The sequence below is a fragment of the Neobacillus sp. SAB-20_R2A genome (assembly GCF_049568635.1).
Classification (GTDB): Bacteria; Bacillota; Bacilli; order Bacillales; family Cytobacillaceae; genus Neobacillus; species Neobacillus citreus.
Map to the genome: position 1 here is coordinate 4,128,244 of NZ_CP145895.1, position 16,358 is coordinate 4,144,601.

Annotated in this window: 18 protein-coding genes; 1 reads left to right on the plus strand and 17 read right to left on the minus strand. The window is 41.8% G+C overall.

Annotated features, from left to right (window positions below; translation table 11 throughout):
• Positions 1–279 precede the first annotated feature (279 nt).
• Complete coding sequence (locus V5M37_RS20085; RefSeq protein WP_213145111.1) at positions 280–513, plus strand: hypothetical protein; 234 nt, start codon at positions 280–282, stop codon at positions 511–513.
• Positions 514–576: 63 nt separating this feature from the next.
• Here the strand turns inward: V5M37_RS20085 and V5M37_RS20090 are convergent, their stop codons facing one another.
• The 17 genes from V5M37_RS20090 to V5M37_RS20170 all read right to left on the minus strand — a co-directional run bounded on the left by V5M37_RS20090 (position 577) and on the right by V5M37_RS20170 (position 16,285).
• Positions 577–1,065 (minus strand): dihydrofolate reductase, encoded by a 489-nt coding sequence (locus V5M37_RS20090; RefSeq protein ID WP_423798872.1) that lies wholly within the window; start codon positions 1,063–1,065, stop codon positions 577–579.
• Positions 1,062–1,856, minus strand: a complete 795-nt coding sequence (locus tag V5M37_RS20095) for a thymidylate synthase (RefSeq protein ID WP_423798873.1) — start codon at positions 1,854–1,856, stop codon at positions 1,062–1,064. Before V5M37_RS20095 ends, V5M37_RS20090 begins: the two co-directional genes overlap by 4 nt.
• Positions 1,857–1,915: 59 nt before the next feature.
• Positions 1,916–2,611, minus strand: coding sequence for an anthrax toxin lethal factor-related metalloendopeptidase (locus tag V5M37_RS20100; RefSeq protein WP_423798874.1), 696 nt, complete (start codon positions 2,609–2,611; stop codon positions 1,916–1,918).
• A gap of 117 nt (positions 2,612–2,728) precedes the next feature.
• Positions 2,729–3,307 (minus strand): TerD family protein, encoded by a 579-nt coding sequence (locus tag V5M37_RS20105; RefSeq protein WP_423798875.1) that lies wholly within the window; start codon positions 3,305–3,307, stop codon positions 2,729–2,731.
• A gap of 18 nt (positions 3,308–3,325) precedes the next feature.
• Positions 3,326–3,940: a TerD family protein gene (locus V5M37_RS20110; protein ID WP_423798876.1), complete on the minus strand. Its 615-nt coding sequence runs from the start codon at positions 3,938–3,940 to the stop codon at positions 3,326–3,328.
• Between the two features lie 20 nt (positions 3,941–3,960).
• The gene (locus V5M37_RS20115) at positions 3,961–5,067 is read right to left on the minus strand and encodes a toxic anion resistance protein (RefSeq protein WP_423798877.1); all 1,107 of its coding nucleotides are present in this window, start codon (positions 5,065–5,067) and stop codon (positions 3,961–3,963) included.
• A gap of 3 nt (positions 5,068–5,070) precedes the next feature.
• Positions 5,071–6,708, minus strand: coding sequence for a YceG family protein (locus V5M37_RS20120; protein WP_423798878.1), 1,638 nt, complete (start codon positions 6,706–6,708; stop codon positions 5,071–5,073).
• 463 nt (positions 6,709–7,171) lie between these two features.
• Positions 7,172–7,966 carry a hypothetical protein gene (locus V5M37_RS20125; RefSeq protein WP_423798879.1) on the minus strand — a complete coding sequence of 265 codons (795 nt, stop codon included), beginning with the start codon at positions 7,964–7,966 and terminating at the stop codon, positions 7,172–7,174.
• On the minus strand, positions 7,963–9,084 hold the full coding sequence (locus V5M37_RS20130) for a cysteine protease StiP family protein (RefSeq protein WP_423798880.1): 1,122 nt from the start codon (positions 9,082–9,084) through the stop codon (positions 7,963–7,965). The genes V5M37_RS20125 and V5M37_RS20130 overlap by 4 nt, the downstream gene beginning before the upstream one ends.
• Entirely contained in the window at positions 9,065–10,429 is a 1,365-nt protein-coding gene (locus V5M37_RS20135; protein ID WP_423798881.1) for a phosphoribosyltransferase family protein, read from the minus strand. The genes V5M37_RS20130 and V5M37_RS20135 overlap by 20 nt, the downstream gene beginning before the upstream one ends.
• Positions 10,371–11,567: an HpcH/HpaI aldolase/citrate lyase family protein gene (locus tag V5M37_RS20140; RefSeq protein WP_423798882.1), complete on the minus strand. Its 1,197-nt coding sequence runs from the start codon at positions 11,565–11,567 to the stop codon at positions 10,371–10,373. The genes V5M37_RS20135 and V5M37_RS20140 overlap by 59 nt, the downstream gene beginning before the upstream one ends.
• 76 nt (positions 11,568–11,643) lie before the next feature.
• On the minus strand, positions 11,644–12,417 hold the full coding sequence (locus V5M37_RS20145) for a TerC family protein (RefSeq protein ID WP_423798883.1): 774 nt from the start codon (positions 12,415–12,417) through the stop codon (positions 11,644–11,646).
• 80 nt (positions 12,418–12,497) lie between these two features.
• Entirely contained in the window at positions 12,498–13,079 is a 582-nt protein-coding gene (locus V5M37_RS20150; protein WP_213145098.1) for a TerD family protein, read from the minus strand.
• A gap of 87 nt (positions 13,080–13,166) precedes the next feature.
• Complete coding sequence (locus V5M37_RS20155) at positions 13,167–13,754, minus strand: YpjP family protein (RefSeq protein WP_423798884.1); 588 nt, start codon at positions 13,752–13,754, stop codon at positions 13,167–13,169.
• An 83-nt stretch (positions 13,755–13,837) separates the two neighbouring features.
• On the minus strand, positions 13,838–14,611 hold the full coding sequence (locus V5M37_RS20160) for a class I SAM-dependent methyltransferase (RefSeq protein ID WP_423798885.1): 774 nt from the start codon (positions 14,609–14,611) through the stop codon (positions 13,838–13,840).
• 66 nt (positions 14,612–14,677) lie between these two features.
• Positions 14,678–15,112, minus strand: a complete 435-nt coding sequence (locus V5M37_RS20165) for a BrxA/BrxB family bacilliredoxin (protein ID WP_423798886.1) — start codon at positions 15,110–15,112, stop codon at positions 14,678–14,680.
• A 36-nt stretch (positions 15,113–15,148) separates the two neighbouring features.
• Complete coding sequence (locus tag V5M37_RS20170; RefSeq protein WP_423798887.1) at positions 15,149–16,285, minus strand: conserved virulence factor C family protein; 1,137 nt, start codon at positions 16,283–16,285, stop codon at positions 15,149–15,151.
• Between the last annotated feature and the right edge of the window lie 73 nt (positions 16,286–16,358).

Below are 16,358 nucleotides of genomic sequence, written 5' to 3' on the forward strand. Positions count from 1 at the left end.
TCTTAAGATGATTATAGTATTGAATAATCATTTTGGGATAATTATTTGCAATAATTCATATTAAATTCACAATATCCACTAAAAATAACATAACTGTGATATTTCGCATTTAATATATCAACTCTATAAAAATTTAACAATAACATCAATTGAAGTCAATGTTCTTTTTTTAGATGGAATTTTTAAAATATTTTGACAATTATTAGAATTTTGCATATAATTGGTACATTAAAGCATATACTTTTGAAAAATTTAGTTTACCAAAAGGATGTGAGTGGGATGGAATTTTCTCTTTTTAGTTTTGACGGGGCCTTGCCAGTCGAGGTAACAATTGACGATGACAATGGAAGGTATACCATTCGGAAAAGTGATCGGAGCGGTGAATATTTTAACAGTCCAAAAGAATTAATTGCTTGGATTAAGGCACATTTCCATGAGGAAGAATTCTGCCATCCACACGAATTCCGAGGAATGTTAGCAAAACTATCAGAGTATGAATTAAACGGATATTAAAAGCATCAGCCGCAGCTGATGCTTTTTTGTTTTACGATGCAATCGAATGGTCATCACGATATCTTAATCTCTTCGGTCATAAATTCTAAATTCATAATCGTAGGGATTTTTTTCGTCCTTTATACCTTTTTCGGAGGAAACAAGTACCCAGTCATTCTCGTTGAATTCCGGAAAAAACGTGTCACCGGTAAATTCCTCATTAATAAAGGTAATGTAAAGACGATCGGCAAAAGGGAACGTCTCTTTAAAAATTTCTGCCCCGCCGATGACAAAAAATTCGTTATTTTGCTCTTTGCTGTAGCGAACGAATTCATCAACGGAGGTAAAGACGGTACATTCCTCAGGCCGATATTCTGTTTGCCTGGTTATAATGATGTTCTCCCTTCCTGGAAGGACGCGGCCGATTGATTCATGTGTCTTACGCCCCATTGCAATCGGATGCCCCATGGTTACTCGCTTAAAGAATTTTAAATCCTCAGGCAGGTGCCATGGCAACTGATTATTTTTGCCAATGACCCGGTTTTGGTCCATTGCGACAATAAAGGAAATCATACGCTGACGACTCCTTTGATATGCGGATGCGGGTCATAGTTTTCTAACGTAAAGTCCTCAAATTTGAAGGAAAAAATGTCCTTAACTTCCGGATTGATTTTTAATTGCGGCAATGGCCTCGGGTCTCTTTCCAGCTGCAGTTTTACTTGCTCCAGATGATTTTGGTAGATATGAACATCCCCAAAAGTATGGACAAACTCACCTGGCTTTAAGCCGCAAACCTGAGCAATCATCATTGTCAGCATGGCATAGGAGGCAATATTGAAAGGTACTCCAAGGAACACATCGGCTGAGCGCTGATAAAGCTGGCAGGATAATTTTCCATCCGCCACATAAAATTGGAACATACAATGGCATGGAGGCAAAGCCATTTTATCAATTTCTGCCACGTTCCACGCATTGACAATTAATCTTCTGGAATTGGGATTCGTTTTAATTTGCTCGATTAACTCACTGATTTGGTCAACCGTTTGGCCGTCGGCACCTGTCCAGGAACGCCATTGATGACCGTAAACAGGACCCAGCTCGCCGTTTTCATCGGCCCATTCATTCCAGATTCTAACTCCGTTATCTTGAAGGTATTTAACGTTTGTATCACCATTTAAAAACCATAAAAGTTCATAAATAATGGATTTTAGATGAAGTTTTTTAGTTGTCATAAGAGGAAAGCCTTCCTCTAAATTAAACCTCATTTGATAGCCGAATGTGCTGATCGTTCCGGTGCCTGTGCGGTCGCCCTTAACTGTTCCATGCTCAAGCACATGCTTGCATAGGTCTAGATATTGTTTCAAATTGGACACTCCCTAATCGGTTTTCATATTTTTTCATTTTAACATAAATATGGAGCAGATTAGAAAAGGTTTTCTAAAAATTTATAAGTGTTCGGAGCCTTCAATTTTATTTGAGCTCTAGTATCAGAATTTAAAAAATACATCGAAAAGGCTTCAGCAAAATATTCTTCCGGGTATTCAAAATAGCTTTTGCCCGGGAACAATTTCTCGTGCTCGTTTTCCATCAGTATTTTAAATTCCTTTGTTTGGCTTATATTATTTAAAATAATATGATCGATGGAGTGCGCCATTTCGTGCAGTTCCAGGTTGACGGAACCGTGTCCCTTGCCTTTATCACTTGCACCGATCTTGACCAAGACGACCTTCCCTCCGCCGATGCCAGGGACATCATCCCACGTTGTATTCGTCGGATATCCCCGTGGAATTTTTCCTTTCAGCTGCCTTGCTGTTGGATTATCGGTAAGCTTTCCGGTAAAAAGTTTTAGGTTAATACCATTTTGATATATTTTACTTAATAAAGATTTCGGTAAGGAACTAAACCTGTTTATTATTTTTGCAGCCTCTTTTTCGTCAAAAGGCTGCAGCGGTAAAATAATAATTTGGTTAACATTATTAGGAGATATTTTAATAGATTCATAGAGCTGCGAATTTTTTGGAAAATCAGTGATCCGCATGCCATTAATCGATGCTTTTGATGTCGTTACAGAAACTAAGGACAAGGTGACAATCAAAAAAAATATAACCCATTTACGCATGTTCATCCCTCATCTAGCAAGTATTTTACTAGGATTATAGCATGGAAATAGGGTTAAAGATTTGTACATTTTAGCAAAAATAGCCGCCAGGACACTCCTCGGCGGCTTCTTCAAAAACTATACCTGCAATCCGAAATTCCGGCAAAGTGCGGCGAGTCCGCCTGCAAAGCCGCTGCCTACGGCATTGAATTTCCAATCTCCATTATGACGGTACAGCTCGCAAATGACGACAGCAGTTTCAACGGAAAAGTCTTCACCAAGATCGAACCTTAGGATTTCACGGCCTGTATCTTCATCGACAACACGGGCAAAGGCGTTGCTTACTTGACCAAAATTTTGATTTCGCATTTCAGCATCATGAATCGTTACAGTAATCGCAATGCGATGGACGTGGGCAGGTACCTTGCTGAAATCAATCTTTATTTGCTCATCATCGCCATCGCCTTCACCGGTTCGGTTGTCGCCTGTGTGCTCAACCGCCCCTGAAGGATCGGTTAAATTATTATAAAAGACAAAATCCATATCATTTGTGACCCGGCTGTTTGCATCCGTTAAGAATGCTGATGCATCCAAGTCAAAATCGTGGCCGCCATGATAGCGGTTCGTATCCCAGCCAAGGCCGATAATCACTTTGGTTAAGCCAGGATTGGTTTTTGTCAGATCAATTCTTTGACCTTTTGCTAAGTTAATTCCCACAAGTATCACCTCACAAAATTAGCTATAGGAACGAACAACTTCACTCAAGGAAGCAGCGTTGGTGCCGCTGCCGATAGCAGCAAACTTCCACTCATTGCCGTGGCGGTAGATCTCACCTGTTACTAAGCAAGTTCTGCCACTGTAGTCATCAGTCAAATTATAATGAATTAATTCTTGATGATTGCCCGGATTCACGACTCTAATAAAGGCATTGCGGATCATCCCAAAGTGCTGCTTCCGCTTCACGCAGTCATAAATATTTACCACGAAAACAAGCTTCTCAATATTCGAAGGGACCCTGCTTAAATCAATCATGACCTGCTCATCGTCGCCGTCTCCATCGCCAGTTAAATTGTCGCCGGAGTGCTGGACAGATCCGTCAGCGCTCTTTAAATTTCCAAAGTAAATAACATCTTTGTTATTCTGCAGGCGGTCACCCGCACCTAACATAATAACGGAAGCATCACAGTCAACATTCGGGGCACTGCCGCCGCCAAACAAAGAACCGAAGAAGCCGCCTCCTCCGCCGCTGCTTTGAACTGGATCCCAGCCCAATCCTACCACAATTTTAGTCAAACCAGGGTTGCCTTTTGTTAAGTCAACTCTTTGTCCTTTTTGTAAATTAATTGCCATGTCTATCACCTCATAAAATTTTAGTATTGCTGTTTTATTTTCTTAAAATTATCCTGCAGCTGCTCCAATCGTCTTGTGCCTTCCTGGCGCAGACGTCTATTTTCCTCTTCAATGGCCTTTGTTTCCTGCAGGCCTTTGAGAATGATATTCCAAGATTCTTCAATCGTTTCGATTTTAATGCTTGGACCTCCTGCAAGTCTTGCAATATCGGCACTTTGCTGCGAAATATTCTGGGCGTTTCTGAGCAGCATCTCATTGGTACGCCGGTCAAGCTCGCTCATCGAATCAGCAACTAGCTTTTGCCTTTTGGCGGCCACTGCCTGGATTAAGCCATTTTTAAAAATTGGGATCGTGGTTACAAAAGCAGAATTGATTTTTCCAATTAATTTCGTATTTCCACGCTGCAGCATACGGATTTGCGGCGCCGTTTGCAGGGCAACCATTTTCGCCATTTCCAAATCGTAAATCCGCTGCTCCAATAATTCGATGGCATTCTTTAATGAATCCAGCTGCATGGAAGCAAGCTGATCACCAGAAGCAGCACGGGCTTCAAGCTGCGGCAACTGATTATTTTTTAAATCCTCAACCTTCAATTCGCCGGCAACCACATATTTCTCAAGCGTTAAATAATATTGGTAGTTTTGCTCGTACATGGACTCAAGCATGTTGGTGGAATCAACCATTTCAGAACGGTACTTGGATATTTCCACATACACCTTGTCAATTTCCGAGCCCATCGTCTGATATTTGCCAAACAGCTTTTCAACCACTTTTTCGCCCTTTTTAAAAAGTTTAGAGAACAAGCCTCCTGAGGACTTTTGAAAATCCTTCGGATCGAATTTATCCATAATACGTCCAAGCTGTTTTAACAGTTCGCCGGAATCCTCCACTTTAGTTGTCCGCATGTTGCTTAAGATTTGGTCAGAAAATCGGGAAATTTGCACGGCAGGTTCTTTTCCGAATTCAAGTACCTGAATTTGATCGCGTTCGTCAATCGAATTAGCAAGGTTTTGGATTTCCGTTTCCTTGCGAAGGGCAAGCTTAATGTCTGAGACTTTTTTTTCCGTCAGCATGTCCTCGGCAGGCTGAGGGGTAACATCACTGGATGGATTTGGTGTTAAATTCATGCTTTAATCTCCCCTTAAATTTTTTAAAATGCCATGAAAAAGACCTTTTTTAAATAAAGACGGTTCTTTATATTCCAAGTCAAAAACCATATCATCAAGCCAGTGGATATCGAAATTAATTGAATCAAGGTAATTTTCAATGTCATTATGTCCAGTTGGATTGTAAAGGATGATATCAATTCCAAATTGATTCAAGAGCAGCAGTAAAACCGCATCAGACCGCGACAGCATCCCTGTTGTTTCATTATTAAAAATGATTAATTTTGGAACCTCCTGCGAGTAATCAAATTTTTCGATTAGCTGAATGATGTTCTTGGGCATAAACATCGCCTGAGTGAAGAGAAATACTTTCAGTTCCTCGATGCCTTCCATTGCCAAAGGCTTTAGATCCGGCTTTTCGCACAATTTTTTAACCGCTGCCGCGATTCCTTTTTGCAGCCCTGCCGGCAAAAAGGAATAAGGCCAGTAGTGAGCCTGCATCATTTTTTCCGGAACGACCAAACCATCTTTGCCGAGCGCGTTTCGATAATGAAACCGAAAATCACTAGTGCTAGGGATGGTCATTGGGAGCCTGCGGATAAGCAGCGTATTTTCCAATTGACTTAACGAATGAAGGCGGTCCCAATATTCTTTTCTGTTTTTGCTGACACCTTGTATTTTGGCAAAGAGTGACGGAATCTGAACTTTTCCATCCCTTACTTCAAAATCAGGGCGAATCATTGCCGCTTCTTTACTGAGAATAAATAGCTCATCATAAGTAGTTCGAAGCGTGATTGAAGAAGGGGTATAGTCCCTTAGCTGCCAAGGCTTGTAAAGACCTGACCCTTCCTGATTAAGAATGTTTTCAATTTCTTTGGAGGCCCGGTAAGCAACGGTTGCTTTACGGGTCCGCTTCTCAGTAGGAAAGGGCTCGGCCGGAAGGTTTTGCTCAAATTGATGAGTAAAAACGGACTCCTTAAGTAACCCTTCTAAAGCATTCTTGCCTTCCGGATGGAAAAAGATAATGTCACAGCCAAGCTGGAGTAAATAAAATAGAAAATACTGATGACTCTTTTTGAAATCGCCATACCATAAAAACCTCGGCATTTCCCTTTGCGGGTCTGCTGCTTTGAGTGCCGGCCGAAGATGATTGATGGTCCATTTTACGATATCAACGAGAACACGCCTCAGGTCCGGATTTTTGATTCCTTCCCTTTCAAGGAAGTCAAATAATTCAAGGGTAGTAATCATTGCTTCCCGCAATTTCCGATGAATGACCGGGTCTTTTGATTTTAATAACAGCTGTTCCCCTTCCAAAAAAGCGGTGAAACGGTTAATCGACAGCTGTTGTTCCTGATTAATGTTAATCACCTTTTGGATGGATTGGAAGTGGGCATTATTAATAGATTTATCGAGAGAATCGTCACTTAATAAGTGTAAATTTAAATCTGGCGTATGGACGTATTCGAAAAGCTGATTATAATATTCATCTGTGTCAAATGGTATTCCAAGGAAAATCCCAACAACTTGGCCGATTTGAATGGTCCCATTCTCGATTGAAAAATTGGGTCGCTCGGGCAGCATCTTTTGGAGCATGCCGAGCCAATTTTCATATGAAAGGGCTAAAGGCCGGGGATTTAAATGATTTAAAGGTGGATGCATCGTAGTCCCTTCCTTTGAAGCAAAAGCTTTTATTCTTCGTTAGCAAATTATGTAAGATTCCCTCATCAATATCATCATAACACAGTTAGCAAAATGGTTCATTTGTTTATACGAATGAAGTCAATAAATGTTTCGTAATTGGACACAATTCTTGCGTTTTCACCTTTATCCTTGTCCCTACATATTATTTGAATACTCACACTAAAGTAGGTGACTTCATGAGATCTTTATTTAAACGGCCGCATATAAACATGCTGCAGGAGGAACTGGAAACTGTAATGGAGGTCATGGCCTCAGACCTTTTTATATATCTTGATTTATTTATATTCAGTTTAATTTTTACGCTCCTCCTAGGACCGGTGTTCCAATCCTTTGTCATATCTATTTTGTTCTTGGCTGGATCCTACGGAATATTTTCCAGTATTTATTTCATAATCAGCAGGTTTTCGGAGGGGGATAAAAACTAACCTTTAAGTAGTTTTAAAAATATCTGCAAAATTTCCTCACCGGCTTGAACCCCTGTTTGATTTGTAAAGGTAAGGCCCTCGGTATCGGACATTTTCGCCAGTTCACCATGCCCTGGAACAAGGCGGTGCTGGCAGATTTCAAGGAAATCCAAATCAAGGATGGAGTCGCCCGCCCCTGCAACCGCTTTCTTCTGTTCTCGGTGGCAAATAAATTCCAGGGCCGCACCTTTTCTAATCGCACTTGGTAAACAATAAAGCTTTCTCCCCTGAAGGGAAATTCTCCATCCGAGCTGGGCGGCCAATGCCCTTAACATTGCTATTTCATCGATGGTTGGGAAACACTCTAATATATAGTAGAAAAATAGGTTTCCCACCTGCTTTAACCGCCCGTTTAGCTCAATCCCTTCTCTTCTTATAGCAGAACGTAATTCCTCTGGCACGGTAGACTCTTCATCTATCGCCTTGGAAATATGGTCGTCCCATTCTGGAAGTGGTTTACCCTGATACATGATCACAGCACCATTTGTCGTAATTGCATAGGGAAGGTGAATGCTTTCATCAAAAATAGCAAAACGCTTAAATTGTTCTGTTGTTCTAGTTGTCACGGGGACAAAAAGGCTTGAACGCGAAAGTTCAGCAAGTGCCTGATACGAAGGTTCCGTCATGTAGGCCATCCACATCCCGTCCCTTCGTTCAACCGGCTTTAATTCTATTATATTTGGACCGCCTAGTTCTTCAACCGCCCTTGTGGAGTAGATAATCGTCCGGTCTAGGTCAGATGCAAATATCATGGCTGGTTCCCCTTAACAGATTTAATGATGCCGCAGCAAAGATAATGAATATCCGGATACTCGATAACCTCGACTCCCTTTTCTTCAGCGAGCATCAGGATATGCTTAACAAATGGGCTTGTTTTGTCCCGCATTAATATTTTCCAAGGAACCCTTCTTAACAGCACCCTAGTGGTTTCTCCTACTCCGGGTTTAATATGATGGGTATTTTCAATCCCAAATTCGGCTTGGATTTTTTGGACAGCTTGCATCCCGAGAAATTCAGCCGTAATATTCTCATTTAACCGTTGCACTGCGATACCGCTTGCTTGCTCCGAAATTCCGGCAAACTCGCCGTCAATAATGTCAATAAAGGTGTTGGACACGTCAGCATCCGTCAACTCTTTGTAAAATTTGGCACCATGAAAATCATTTTTTCCGATATAGGTATTATTTAGCACCGTCCGGCTTACCAGCCCCGATACAGTTGAATTTAAACAAGCGCTGGGGATAAGAAAATCTTCCCTCGTCCCAAAAACGCTCGTACAATAGCCGGGATCAGCAAGGACCGCAAGCGTATCATCAAGCTGGATTCCATATTTTTCTTCAAATTGACGGCATGCCTTTGTCAACTCCAACGAAATAGCTCCCTTTCCTGTCCAGCCGTCGACAAATTGAATCCTTCCTTCGGGATGTTCACCCCAAATATAGGCAATCGCATTTTCATCAATGCCCCGGTCGCGAATGATAGAAATACTGTAATGCGGCAGTGACACATTATAGCGTTTTTGGATATATCTTTTTATTAATATGCCGACAGGTGTTCCCGCCCTTGCCAAAGAAGCCAGCACTGTATTTTTTCCTTTTAATGAAAAAATCTGCTCAGCAGCAACACCGATGCATAAGGCTACCTTATGTTTATATTCGTGTAATGTATTCCAAAACAGCTCTACATAGTCTTTAGGCGGCTGGTACTCAATCGGCAGAGATTCACTGTAATGGCCCCCTGTTTGAATTTTCAACTCCCTGTTTTCTGTAGAGTCCTCAAGCTTAATCTTGCTTAAATCCTTTAACAGAAATAAACAATCATCCGGACTGTAAGTACCAATCTCGGCAGGTTTATTTTTTGCTTGATACATGACCATCACCTCCTGCATCAGAGAAAAAGACAAGCTTTAGCGAAGGAATTTGCGTCTTTTGCAATTCCTTTAGAAATGGAAGAAGACTCTCAGAGTCTATTTCTCTTTCAAAAAAAACAAATAATTCATCGTAATGGCCAGGTGGAATATTATACACAAAATAAGGAATATTATGATCCTCCGGGTTAGGAAAAGCGACTCCGAATTTTGCTCCGTAACCATCCTGATTTTCAATATGTACGGGGCTTCTTGTTGTTGACTGATAGGAAATACCGCTCCCCATTAAAGCGGAAATTCGCATCGGCACATACATAAATTCCCCTGTTCCAAGGCAAAGGGTTTTCTCTCCCGTTCTTAATTCCTTTAAAATCCCCGCTGCTTCTTCTGCTTTTTGCTGAAGCAAGCGATTTTCTTCCGCCGCTAGGCCAAAACGGCCCGTTTCCTTCAAGTAGAAGGCATTACTTGTAAGATAAGGAGTTTTGCAAAAATGAGCAGATAGAGTTAATTTTTCAACAGACATCTCTTCATACTTCGAATCCATCCCATCGTTGGTCCCTTGTGTAATCTCCTTGAATTGCGTTACCGACACCTCTCCAGTTAACAGACTTATCACATGAATGATAATACCAAGTTCCTTTTCTAGGCGGGCAAAATCCCGACGGTTTTCGGGCGAGCGCCAATCCAGGATAGAAACCACGGTATACAGTTTCCTTGGAAAGCGGGCATGTATGGAGCGAATTATATTAAGTGCCGTTTTCCCTGTTGTTATTTCATCATCGACCAAGATAATTTCCCGGTCATTTTCCATCATTTCACGAGGAACATAGCATCGATGCGAGGTGGCATGGGAATGCTCTTCTTCAAAAGTGATGTCTGGATTCAGACCATCGATATTCTCCCTGGTGGTATGAAAGAAATCCGCTTCCTTAAAACAATCAAAGAAAGCGTGCCCAAGGGCGGTCGCTGTTTCGGCAAAACCGATTATGACAGGGTTGATAGCTTCAGAGATAAATGGGGCGGGAATATAATCCTCATTCTGAAGAAAAGCTCTTAGCATTTGCTCCTTTTCCACACAGTCTAATCCCTTCACAACCTCCATGAACCGGCTGCCTAACAGGGCTGCAGTTAATAAACTTCTTTTTGGTTTAACGGGAATATGCTTGCCTAGTACCTTGCTGACAAACAAAAACGACCGCTTCTTATTTATTCGTGCTGCCATTGTAAAGAGCTCTTCGGGCGGCAGCTCATAGGGATTTTCAGTAATGTTTATAGTAACCTCAATCGCATTAAGAATGGGAAATGTATACCTCTTTTTTGATAAGGTCAATGTTTGTGAATTCTTCATGTAACACCCCGTAAAGCCGTGATTTTAACATTATTTTTTCTGCCCAGTAGAGATGGGGCTTTATTTCATTCATTTTATTGGCAAAATCGCTTTTCATGACACCTATTTCCCCTGTGGCCGCTTTGATTATATTTGATGCATCAACATATTCCTCAAAAGGGACAACATTTAGGGATTGAACAATTTTTATGTGTGACGGATGGATCACCGTTTTTCCGGATATTCCGTTGGCAATGTCCATTAGGGTTTCTCTCATCAATCCATCGAGATTTTCTTCGATTAACCGCCTTCGCCAATGAAGCCCCTCATCCCCAAACCGCTCACGGAATGGAGTTTGCCTTAGCTGCGGTTTTAGCATTCTGTTTTTAGCGGAAAAATACTCCCAGACTGGACCGGAAACAACATACGGACTGTCAATGCGCCCGAAAATATTAATGATATCTGATATGCAATCTCTTAAAATCGCAATATCGTAAACCGTTGTATCCGGACTGCGGCGAATCCCGTACAGCCCACAGAAGTCAGTTGCTCCGATACGGATATTTAAAACAATTTCCTTGTATCGATCAACTATTTGTTTAATCCTTACCAACTCTTCCATTCTTGTTTCCTTATGTAAAACCCTGCCCGTTTCGAGAATCGGCATCGCATAGAAAGGATGTTCGTTGGTATGGATTTTCAGGACCTCATGTAACAGCTCTGCCCCATTCTCCGAAGAAAATTTCGGAAGAACAACACCAGTTAATAGTTGTACAGCATCTTCCAGCCGCTCTTTAACCGTTTGCAGCTGTTTTAGATTTCGAACTCGCACAAACATCAATGGAAGCTCCTCGATGCCAATAAACCCTTCGTTCAGTGCCCGGAATAATTTTTGCATTTCATCAATCAGCAAACTCTCCGCGCCAAAAACCCGACTATCACCTACGGCATCTTCGAGATCAATAACCACAGATGTTAAACCGGAAAGCTTTTTTGACAGGATTTCCTGATGAAAATCCGGACGGTCCGCAGGCATGTACAAGGTTGCTCCCAGACCATAGGATAATAGCTCACGACCTGAATATTTATTAAATTCCTCAGGCGTTTTGTAGAAATACCGCGTCAATTCATCTTCGGAAAAATATGTAAAAAAACGCATTTTTTTACTCCTCTTTATCGTAAAAAATAAGGGAGACAACTCACGTCAGCTCCCTTTCTTTCATGCAAATTTTTTATTAATGATTCTCTGTGCTATTTTCCTTCTTTTTGTTCATAAAATGAACCACAAATGTAGCGGCAAACGTTACTAGCAAGATGATAAAGAAGGTTACATGTCCTACATCGATATGGAAAACTGATAGAAGCATTTTAATAGAAATTAATAGAATTAAAATATACGCGGTGGTTTCAAGCTCAGGAATTCGGTCAATTAATGATAGGAATACACCGGCAACACCTCGCATCATTAACACCCCGAGAATTCCTCCCAGTAAAAGAACCCATACTTCACCGCTGACGCCGAAAGCGGCAAGAACACTGTCAACAGAGAAGGCAATGTCCATTAACTCAACTGCAACAACGGTTCCCCAGAAGGTTCCGAAAAGACGAATGAGGAGTCCGCTTTGGTTCATGCCTTGAGCCTCTTCTTCCTCTGCTTCAGAGGCTCTTCTCTTATCCATGAAGTATTTTATCGAAAGCCAGGCAAGATACCCCGCACCTAACACTTTTACCCACCAGAATTTGATGAGGTAAACGCCAATTCCAATCGCAATGAATCGAAATGCGTAAGCTCCAAGCAAACCGTAGAAAAGAGCTTTTTTGCGTTTTTCAGGCGGAAGATGTTTTACCATTACAGCTAAAACGAGGGCATTATCTGCTGAAAGCAGACCTTCAAGAATCACTAATGTACCAATAAGTCCCCATGCTACCGGGTCTGTTAAAACTTCTCCCCACATTTCCCAATTAAAGAATTGGGCATACGTGTCTATAATTCCTTGCAATACTGCCATTAAAAAAATTCCCCCTGGATGTTCGCTATTTTTTGTTAAAAAGACCCAGCGAGCGCCGGGTCTCTGTTTTCTCTAATGAATTAACCAACCTGCAGGCCAAAATCAGTTGCCAGTGCTGCTAACCCGCCTTGGTAGCCGCTGCCGATGGCACTGAATTTCCACTCGCCGCTATGACGATACAATTCTCCAACAACAATCGCTGTTTCGATCGAGAAATCTTCGCCCAAATCATAGCGGATTAATTCTTGGCCGGTTTCTTCGTTGAAAATCCGTGCATATGCGTTTGAAACCTGTCCAAAGTTCTGATTACGGCTTGCTGCATCATGGATTGTAATCGTAAAGGCAATCCGTTGGATGTTGGCTGGAACTGCCGATAAATTAATGTTTACTTGCTCATCATCGCCATCACCTGCACCGGTCCGGTTATCCCCAGTATGTACGACCGCACCACCCGCACCTTGCGGGTTATTGTAAAAAACAAAATCTGTTTCTGTTGTGACTTTTCCGTTTTCTCCTAATAAAAACACAGAAGAATCCAAATCAAAGTCATTACCGCCGTCATATTTATTGGTGTCCCATCCAAGTCCAACAACAACTTTTGATAAGCCAGGATTTGTTTTTGTTAAATCAACTTTTTGACCTTTTGATAAACTGATTGCCATTTTTCTTTCCTCCTAATTGGGTAATAGTTTATTTACGAGCGTTCCTTTAAAAAGGTTTCAATTTTACAATAAAAATTTTTTCACATATTAATTCATCCATTTTGGGGGTGTGTTTTTAGCCCAATAGATAGTTCCTAGGTTATGGTGGGTTTGGAAATTATCCTTAAAAGTATGATAGTGAAAATTGAACCAGTACCCGGACTGCGGCGGCAAATCCCTTCTCACATGGAATCGTAAAATATCTTTCCCTGTTTGGCTGTTTTTTATATGAAAAATCTTTTCGGAGTATCCTGCACCAGGTTCCTCTGTTATCACAAGATTCTTTAGGTCTTCCTCTGGAAATTGAAGAGCTGTTTGTTCAATCGCCATTTCCATGTTCGGCAAAATTAGGTCGCGGAATTCATTTTCGATGACCGGCTTAATTTTTTGCCCGAATTTTTGATAGGATTGGGTTTCTGCCTGCAGGATCATTTCTTGTATAAAGCGCTCTCTATTAAACTTTGTTTCTTCGAAATATCCTTGGGAATACCCATCCTCTCCCGTTTGTATTTCGAAAACATCTTGATCTTTTGGCGTCTCGGCATTGACAGCGTTCATTAACTGCGCAGGTGTGACGAGCCCAAAAGTTAAAATCGATATGAAAACAAAAAGTGATTTACGAATCCATTTATTCATCCTCGGTTCACCTTTATCCTGTAAAAAATATGTAATTTCTATTATTAAGTATACTGCTTTTTTCCAGAAATAGAAAAGCAGAATTATTTTTCAATAAAACCATAATGAAATTTTGCGGTTTGTCTTTTAATTACCTGAAATCCGTATTTTTCAAATCTCGAGCTTTTGTAATGGTCCTTTAAGACAACGCGATGCTTGGCCACTCGTATCGCCTCATTAATTGTTTCCATTCCCAGCTCTTCATAAATGGCAAACTGCCCTAAAGCCTTAATTCCCTCAGACTCTTTGATGCTTTCTTCAAACATTGGGTCAAAATAGACACAATCGACGGAGGCTTCTGCCTGCAGCTTTAAATAGTCATGGGCAGTGGAATTGATGACTGTGATTCTTTTCATTGCTTGGTTCATTTCAAGGATGCCGGAATCCCACGATTGGAGACCCGCCTTCACAACATAGGCCAAAAATTTCTGTCCTTCGAGTCCTGTGACTTTTCCCTCACTTCCGACGAGAAGGCTTGCGACTATTGCATCTCCGGCCAGTCCAAGAGTGCAATCTAAAACGGTCATCCCTTTTTCCAGTTTGGCAGCATCGGCAAAAGGGTCATGCTCTCCTCTTAGGAGACGTTTGATGCGGAACATCGCGGAGTTTGGGTGAAAGAAAAAAGGCTCAGCAGATTCTGCCTTATGTAATTCCAGACGTTCTTTGCCTAATACAAGACAATCGCTGTTTGCTTCCTTTTGTAATTGGCTAATGGATTTTTTCCTGCGGGGGATATATGGTGCATCCAAGAGTTTTGAAATCTGGATGGCTTCTTCTTTCTTAAGCTGATTCGTTCTGCCTGAAGTGGTAATAAACATTGCATTCCATCCTATTGTGTATTTAGTAGTAAAAAAGGACGGCTTTCGCACGTCCTCTTAAAATTCTTAGCAATGAGCTTCTAATGCTCCTAATATATTTTGCATTACGGTTTCCATTGGCATTCCTTCGATATCATGGCGCGGGATAAAATGGACTACTTTATTATCCTTTAATAACGCCATCGATGGTGATGACGGTTCGATCCCTTCGAAATACTCGCGCATCTTCGCTGTTGCTTCTTTATCTTGGCCTGCAAAAACGGTGACGAGATGATCCGGTTTTTTCTCGCTGTTTAAAACAGCCTGGGTAACCGCCGGGCGGGCTAAACCGGCTGCGCAGCCGCAAACGGAGTTCACGACAACAAGTTTCGTGCCTGATGAGTCTTCCATAAATTTTTCAACATCCTCTGCCGTTGTCAGTTCCGCAAAACCCGCGTTTGTTAACTCCTGACGCATTGGCATGACCATTTGTCTCATATATTCTTCATAAGCATTTGACATAGTTTATAACCTCCATAAATTTTAGTATGAACCCATTTACTCTTCTGTTTTCCTTGCTTCCGTCATTTGCTTCCAAACGGAGCCTTTTGCTTCTTCCCCGCCCTCGATTCTCTCAATTGCCATCCTGATTTGCATGCTTACCTCGAATTCAGGGTCATTTTCAGCAGCCTTTAGAGCTGAAAGCGCCTTTTCATCTCCAACCTCGTAAAGGAACATCGCGGCCCGCCAGCGGACCAATTTGCTCGGGTCTTTCAAGGCTTCAAGCATTTCGTCCTGCGCTTCGGGGAAGCCGAGGTCCGATAAGCAATCGCCTGCTGTTCTTCGGACGGTTACGGTTTTATCCTTTAAAGCGCGGTATAACAGCGGCAATACCGCTTGCTCCTTAATCATTCCAAGATAAACAGTGGCAAGTCTGCGGATAGACGGCTTTTCATCAGAGAGTGCTTTTTCGAGCATTGGCAAATCCTCCAAATCCGGATCATCCATTTGCTCAAGCAACTGGTAGCGGACCTGCCAATCAGGGCTACTCATGTCGTCAGCCGTCACTTTACGGCGCTTCGGCTTTGTTTTTTGCTCCGATTGAGTTTCTGCAGCTTGCGCTTTTTGGACAAGTTCTTCAAGGCGCAGCGTGGGATAAGCCGCGATTAGTTCCTCGACAACCTCCGGCCCAACCTGATCCATTTCACCATATCTAACTCCTTGATGATCCCATTTCCGCAGCAAAATATAATTATCCTCCGGAAGCTGGGCATTTTCCCGCGCTTTTAAAAAGTAGTCGGGCATTCCGAACCTTTTTTCAGAAGTGCCATCTGTCAGCTTAACTTGGAGCGGAATCCCCTTAAACATTTGAACTTCCACTTTGATTTCACCAAAATGGTCGTTGATTGCTTTAGCAGTGTTTGCGGTTTGGTCAGTATCTTCACCGAATGCCTGGCGGACCTTTGGTAGAAGTTCCTTCCAGTCATATTTAGCGTTGCGTTCAACAGCTAGGAAATCAGCCACATGATATACGCCCTTAATGCCCTCTATTTGCAGGACGGCTTGAATAACAGGTGGTGCGTCCAGCGCTGTTTCTTTTTTATAATTATGGCTCTTGCCCATTGGAAGCTCATGGTCAAGAAGGATTTTCATCGTATTCGGACTTGGCGTCGGTTCAATTGACTTAATTTTCAACATACTCACCTTATTCATATGTTTTCTTTAACAAGTTTAACATAATGAGAGGAGTATATTCATGTAAGATGCC

Coding starts and splice junctions, on each gene's coding strand:
- V5M37_RS20165 (WP_423798886.1), bottom strand. CDS start 15,112: ATGTCAAATGCTTATGAAGAATATATGAGACAAATGGTCATGCCAATG.
- V5M37_RS20160 (WP_423798885.1), bottom strand. CDS start 14,611: ATGTTTATTACCACTTCAGGCAGAACGAATCAGCTTAAGAAAGAAGAA.
- V5M37_RS20145 (WP_423798883.1), bottom strand. CDS start 12,417: ATGGCAGTATTGCAAGGAATTATAGACACGTATGCCCAATTCTTTAAT.
- V5M37_RS20100 (WP_423798874.1), bottom strand. CDS start 2,611: ATGCGTAAATGGGTTATATTTTTTTTGATTGTCACCTTGTCCTTAGTT.
- V5M37_RS20155 (WP_423798884.1), bottom strand. CDS start 13,754: ATGAATAAATGGATTCGTAAATCACTTTTTGTTTTCATATCGATTTTA.
- V5M37_RS20130 (WP_423798880.1), bottom strand. CDS start 9,084: ATGTATCAAGCAAAAAATAAACCTGCCGAGATTGGTACTTACAGTCCG.
- V5M37_RS20150 (WP_213145098.1), bottom strand. CDS start 13,079: ATGGCAATCAGTTTATCAAAAGGTCAAAAAGTTGATTTAACAAAAACA.
- V5M37_RS20090 (WP_423798872.1), bottom strand. CDS start 1,065: ATGATTTCCTTTATTGTCGCAATGGACCAAAACCGGGTCATTGGCAAA.
- V5M37_RS20115 (WP_423798877.1), bottom strand. CDS start 5,067: ATGAATTTAACACCAAATCCATCCAGTGATGTTACCCCTCAGCCTGCC.
- V5M37_RS20135 (WP_423798881.1), bottom strand. CDS start 10,429: ATGAAGAATTCACAAACATTGACCTTATCAAAAAAGAGGTATACATTT.
- V5M37_RS20140 (WP_423798882.1), bottom strand. CDS start 11,567: ATGCGTTTTTTTACATATTTTTCCGAAGATGAATTGACGCGGTATTTC.
- V5M37_RS20110 (WP_423798876.1), bottom strand. CDS start 3,940: ATGGCAATTAATTTACAAAAAGGACAAAGAGTTGACTTAACAAAAGGC.
- V5M37_RS20085 (WP_213145111.1), top strand. CDS start 280: ATGGAATTTTCTCTTTTTAGTTTTGACGGGGCCTTGCCAGTCGAGGTA.
- V5M37_RS20125 (WP_423798879.1), bottom strand. CDS start 7,966: ATGATATTTGCATCTGACCTAGACCGGACGATTATCTACTCCACAAGG.
- V5M37_RS20120 (WP_423798878.1), bottom strand. CDS start 6,708: ATGCATCCACCTTTAAATCATTTAAATCCCCGGCCTTTAGCCCTTTCA.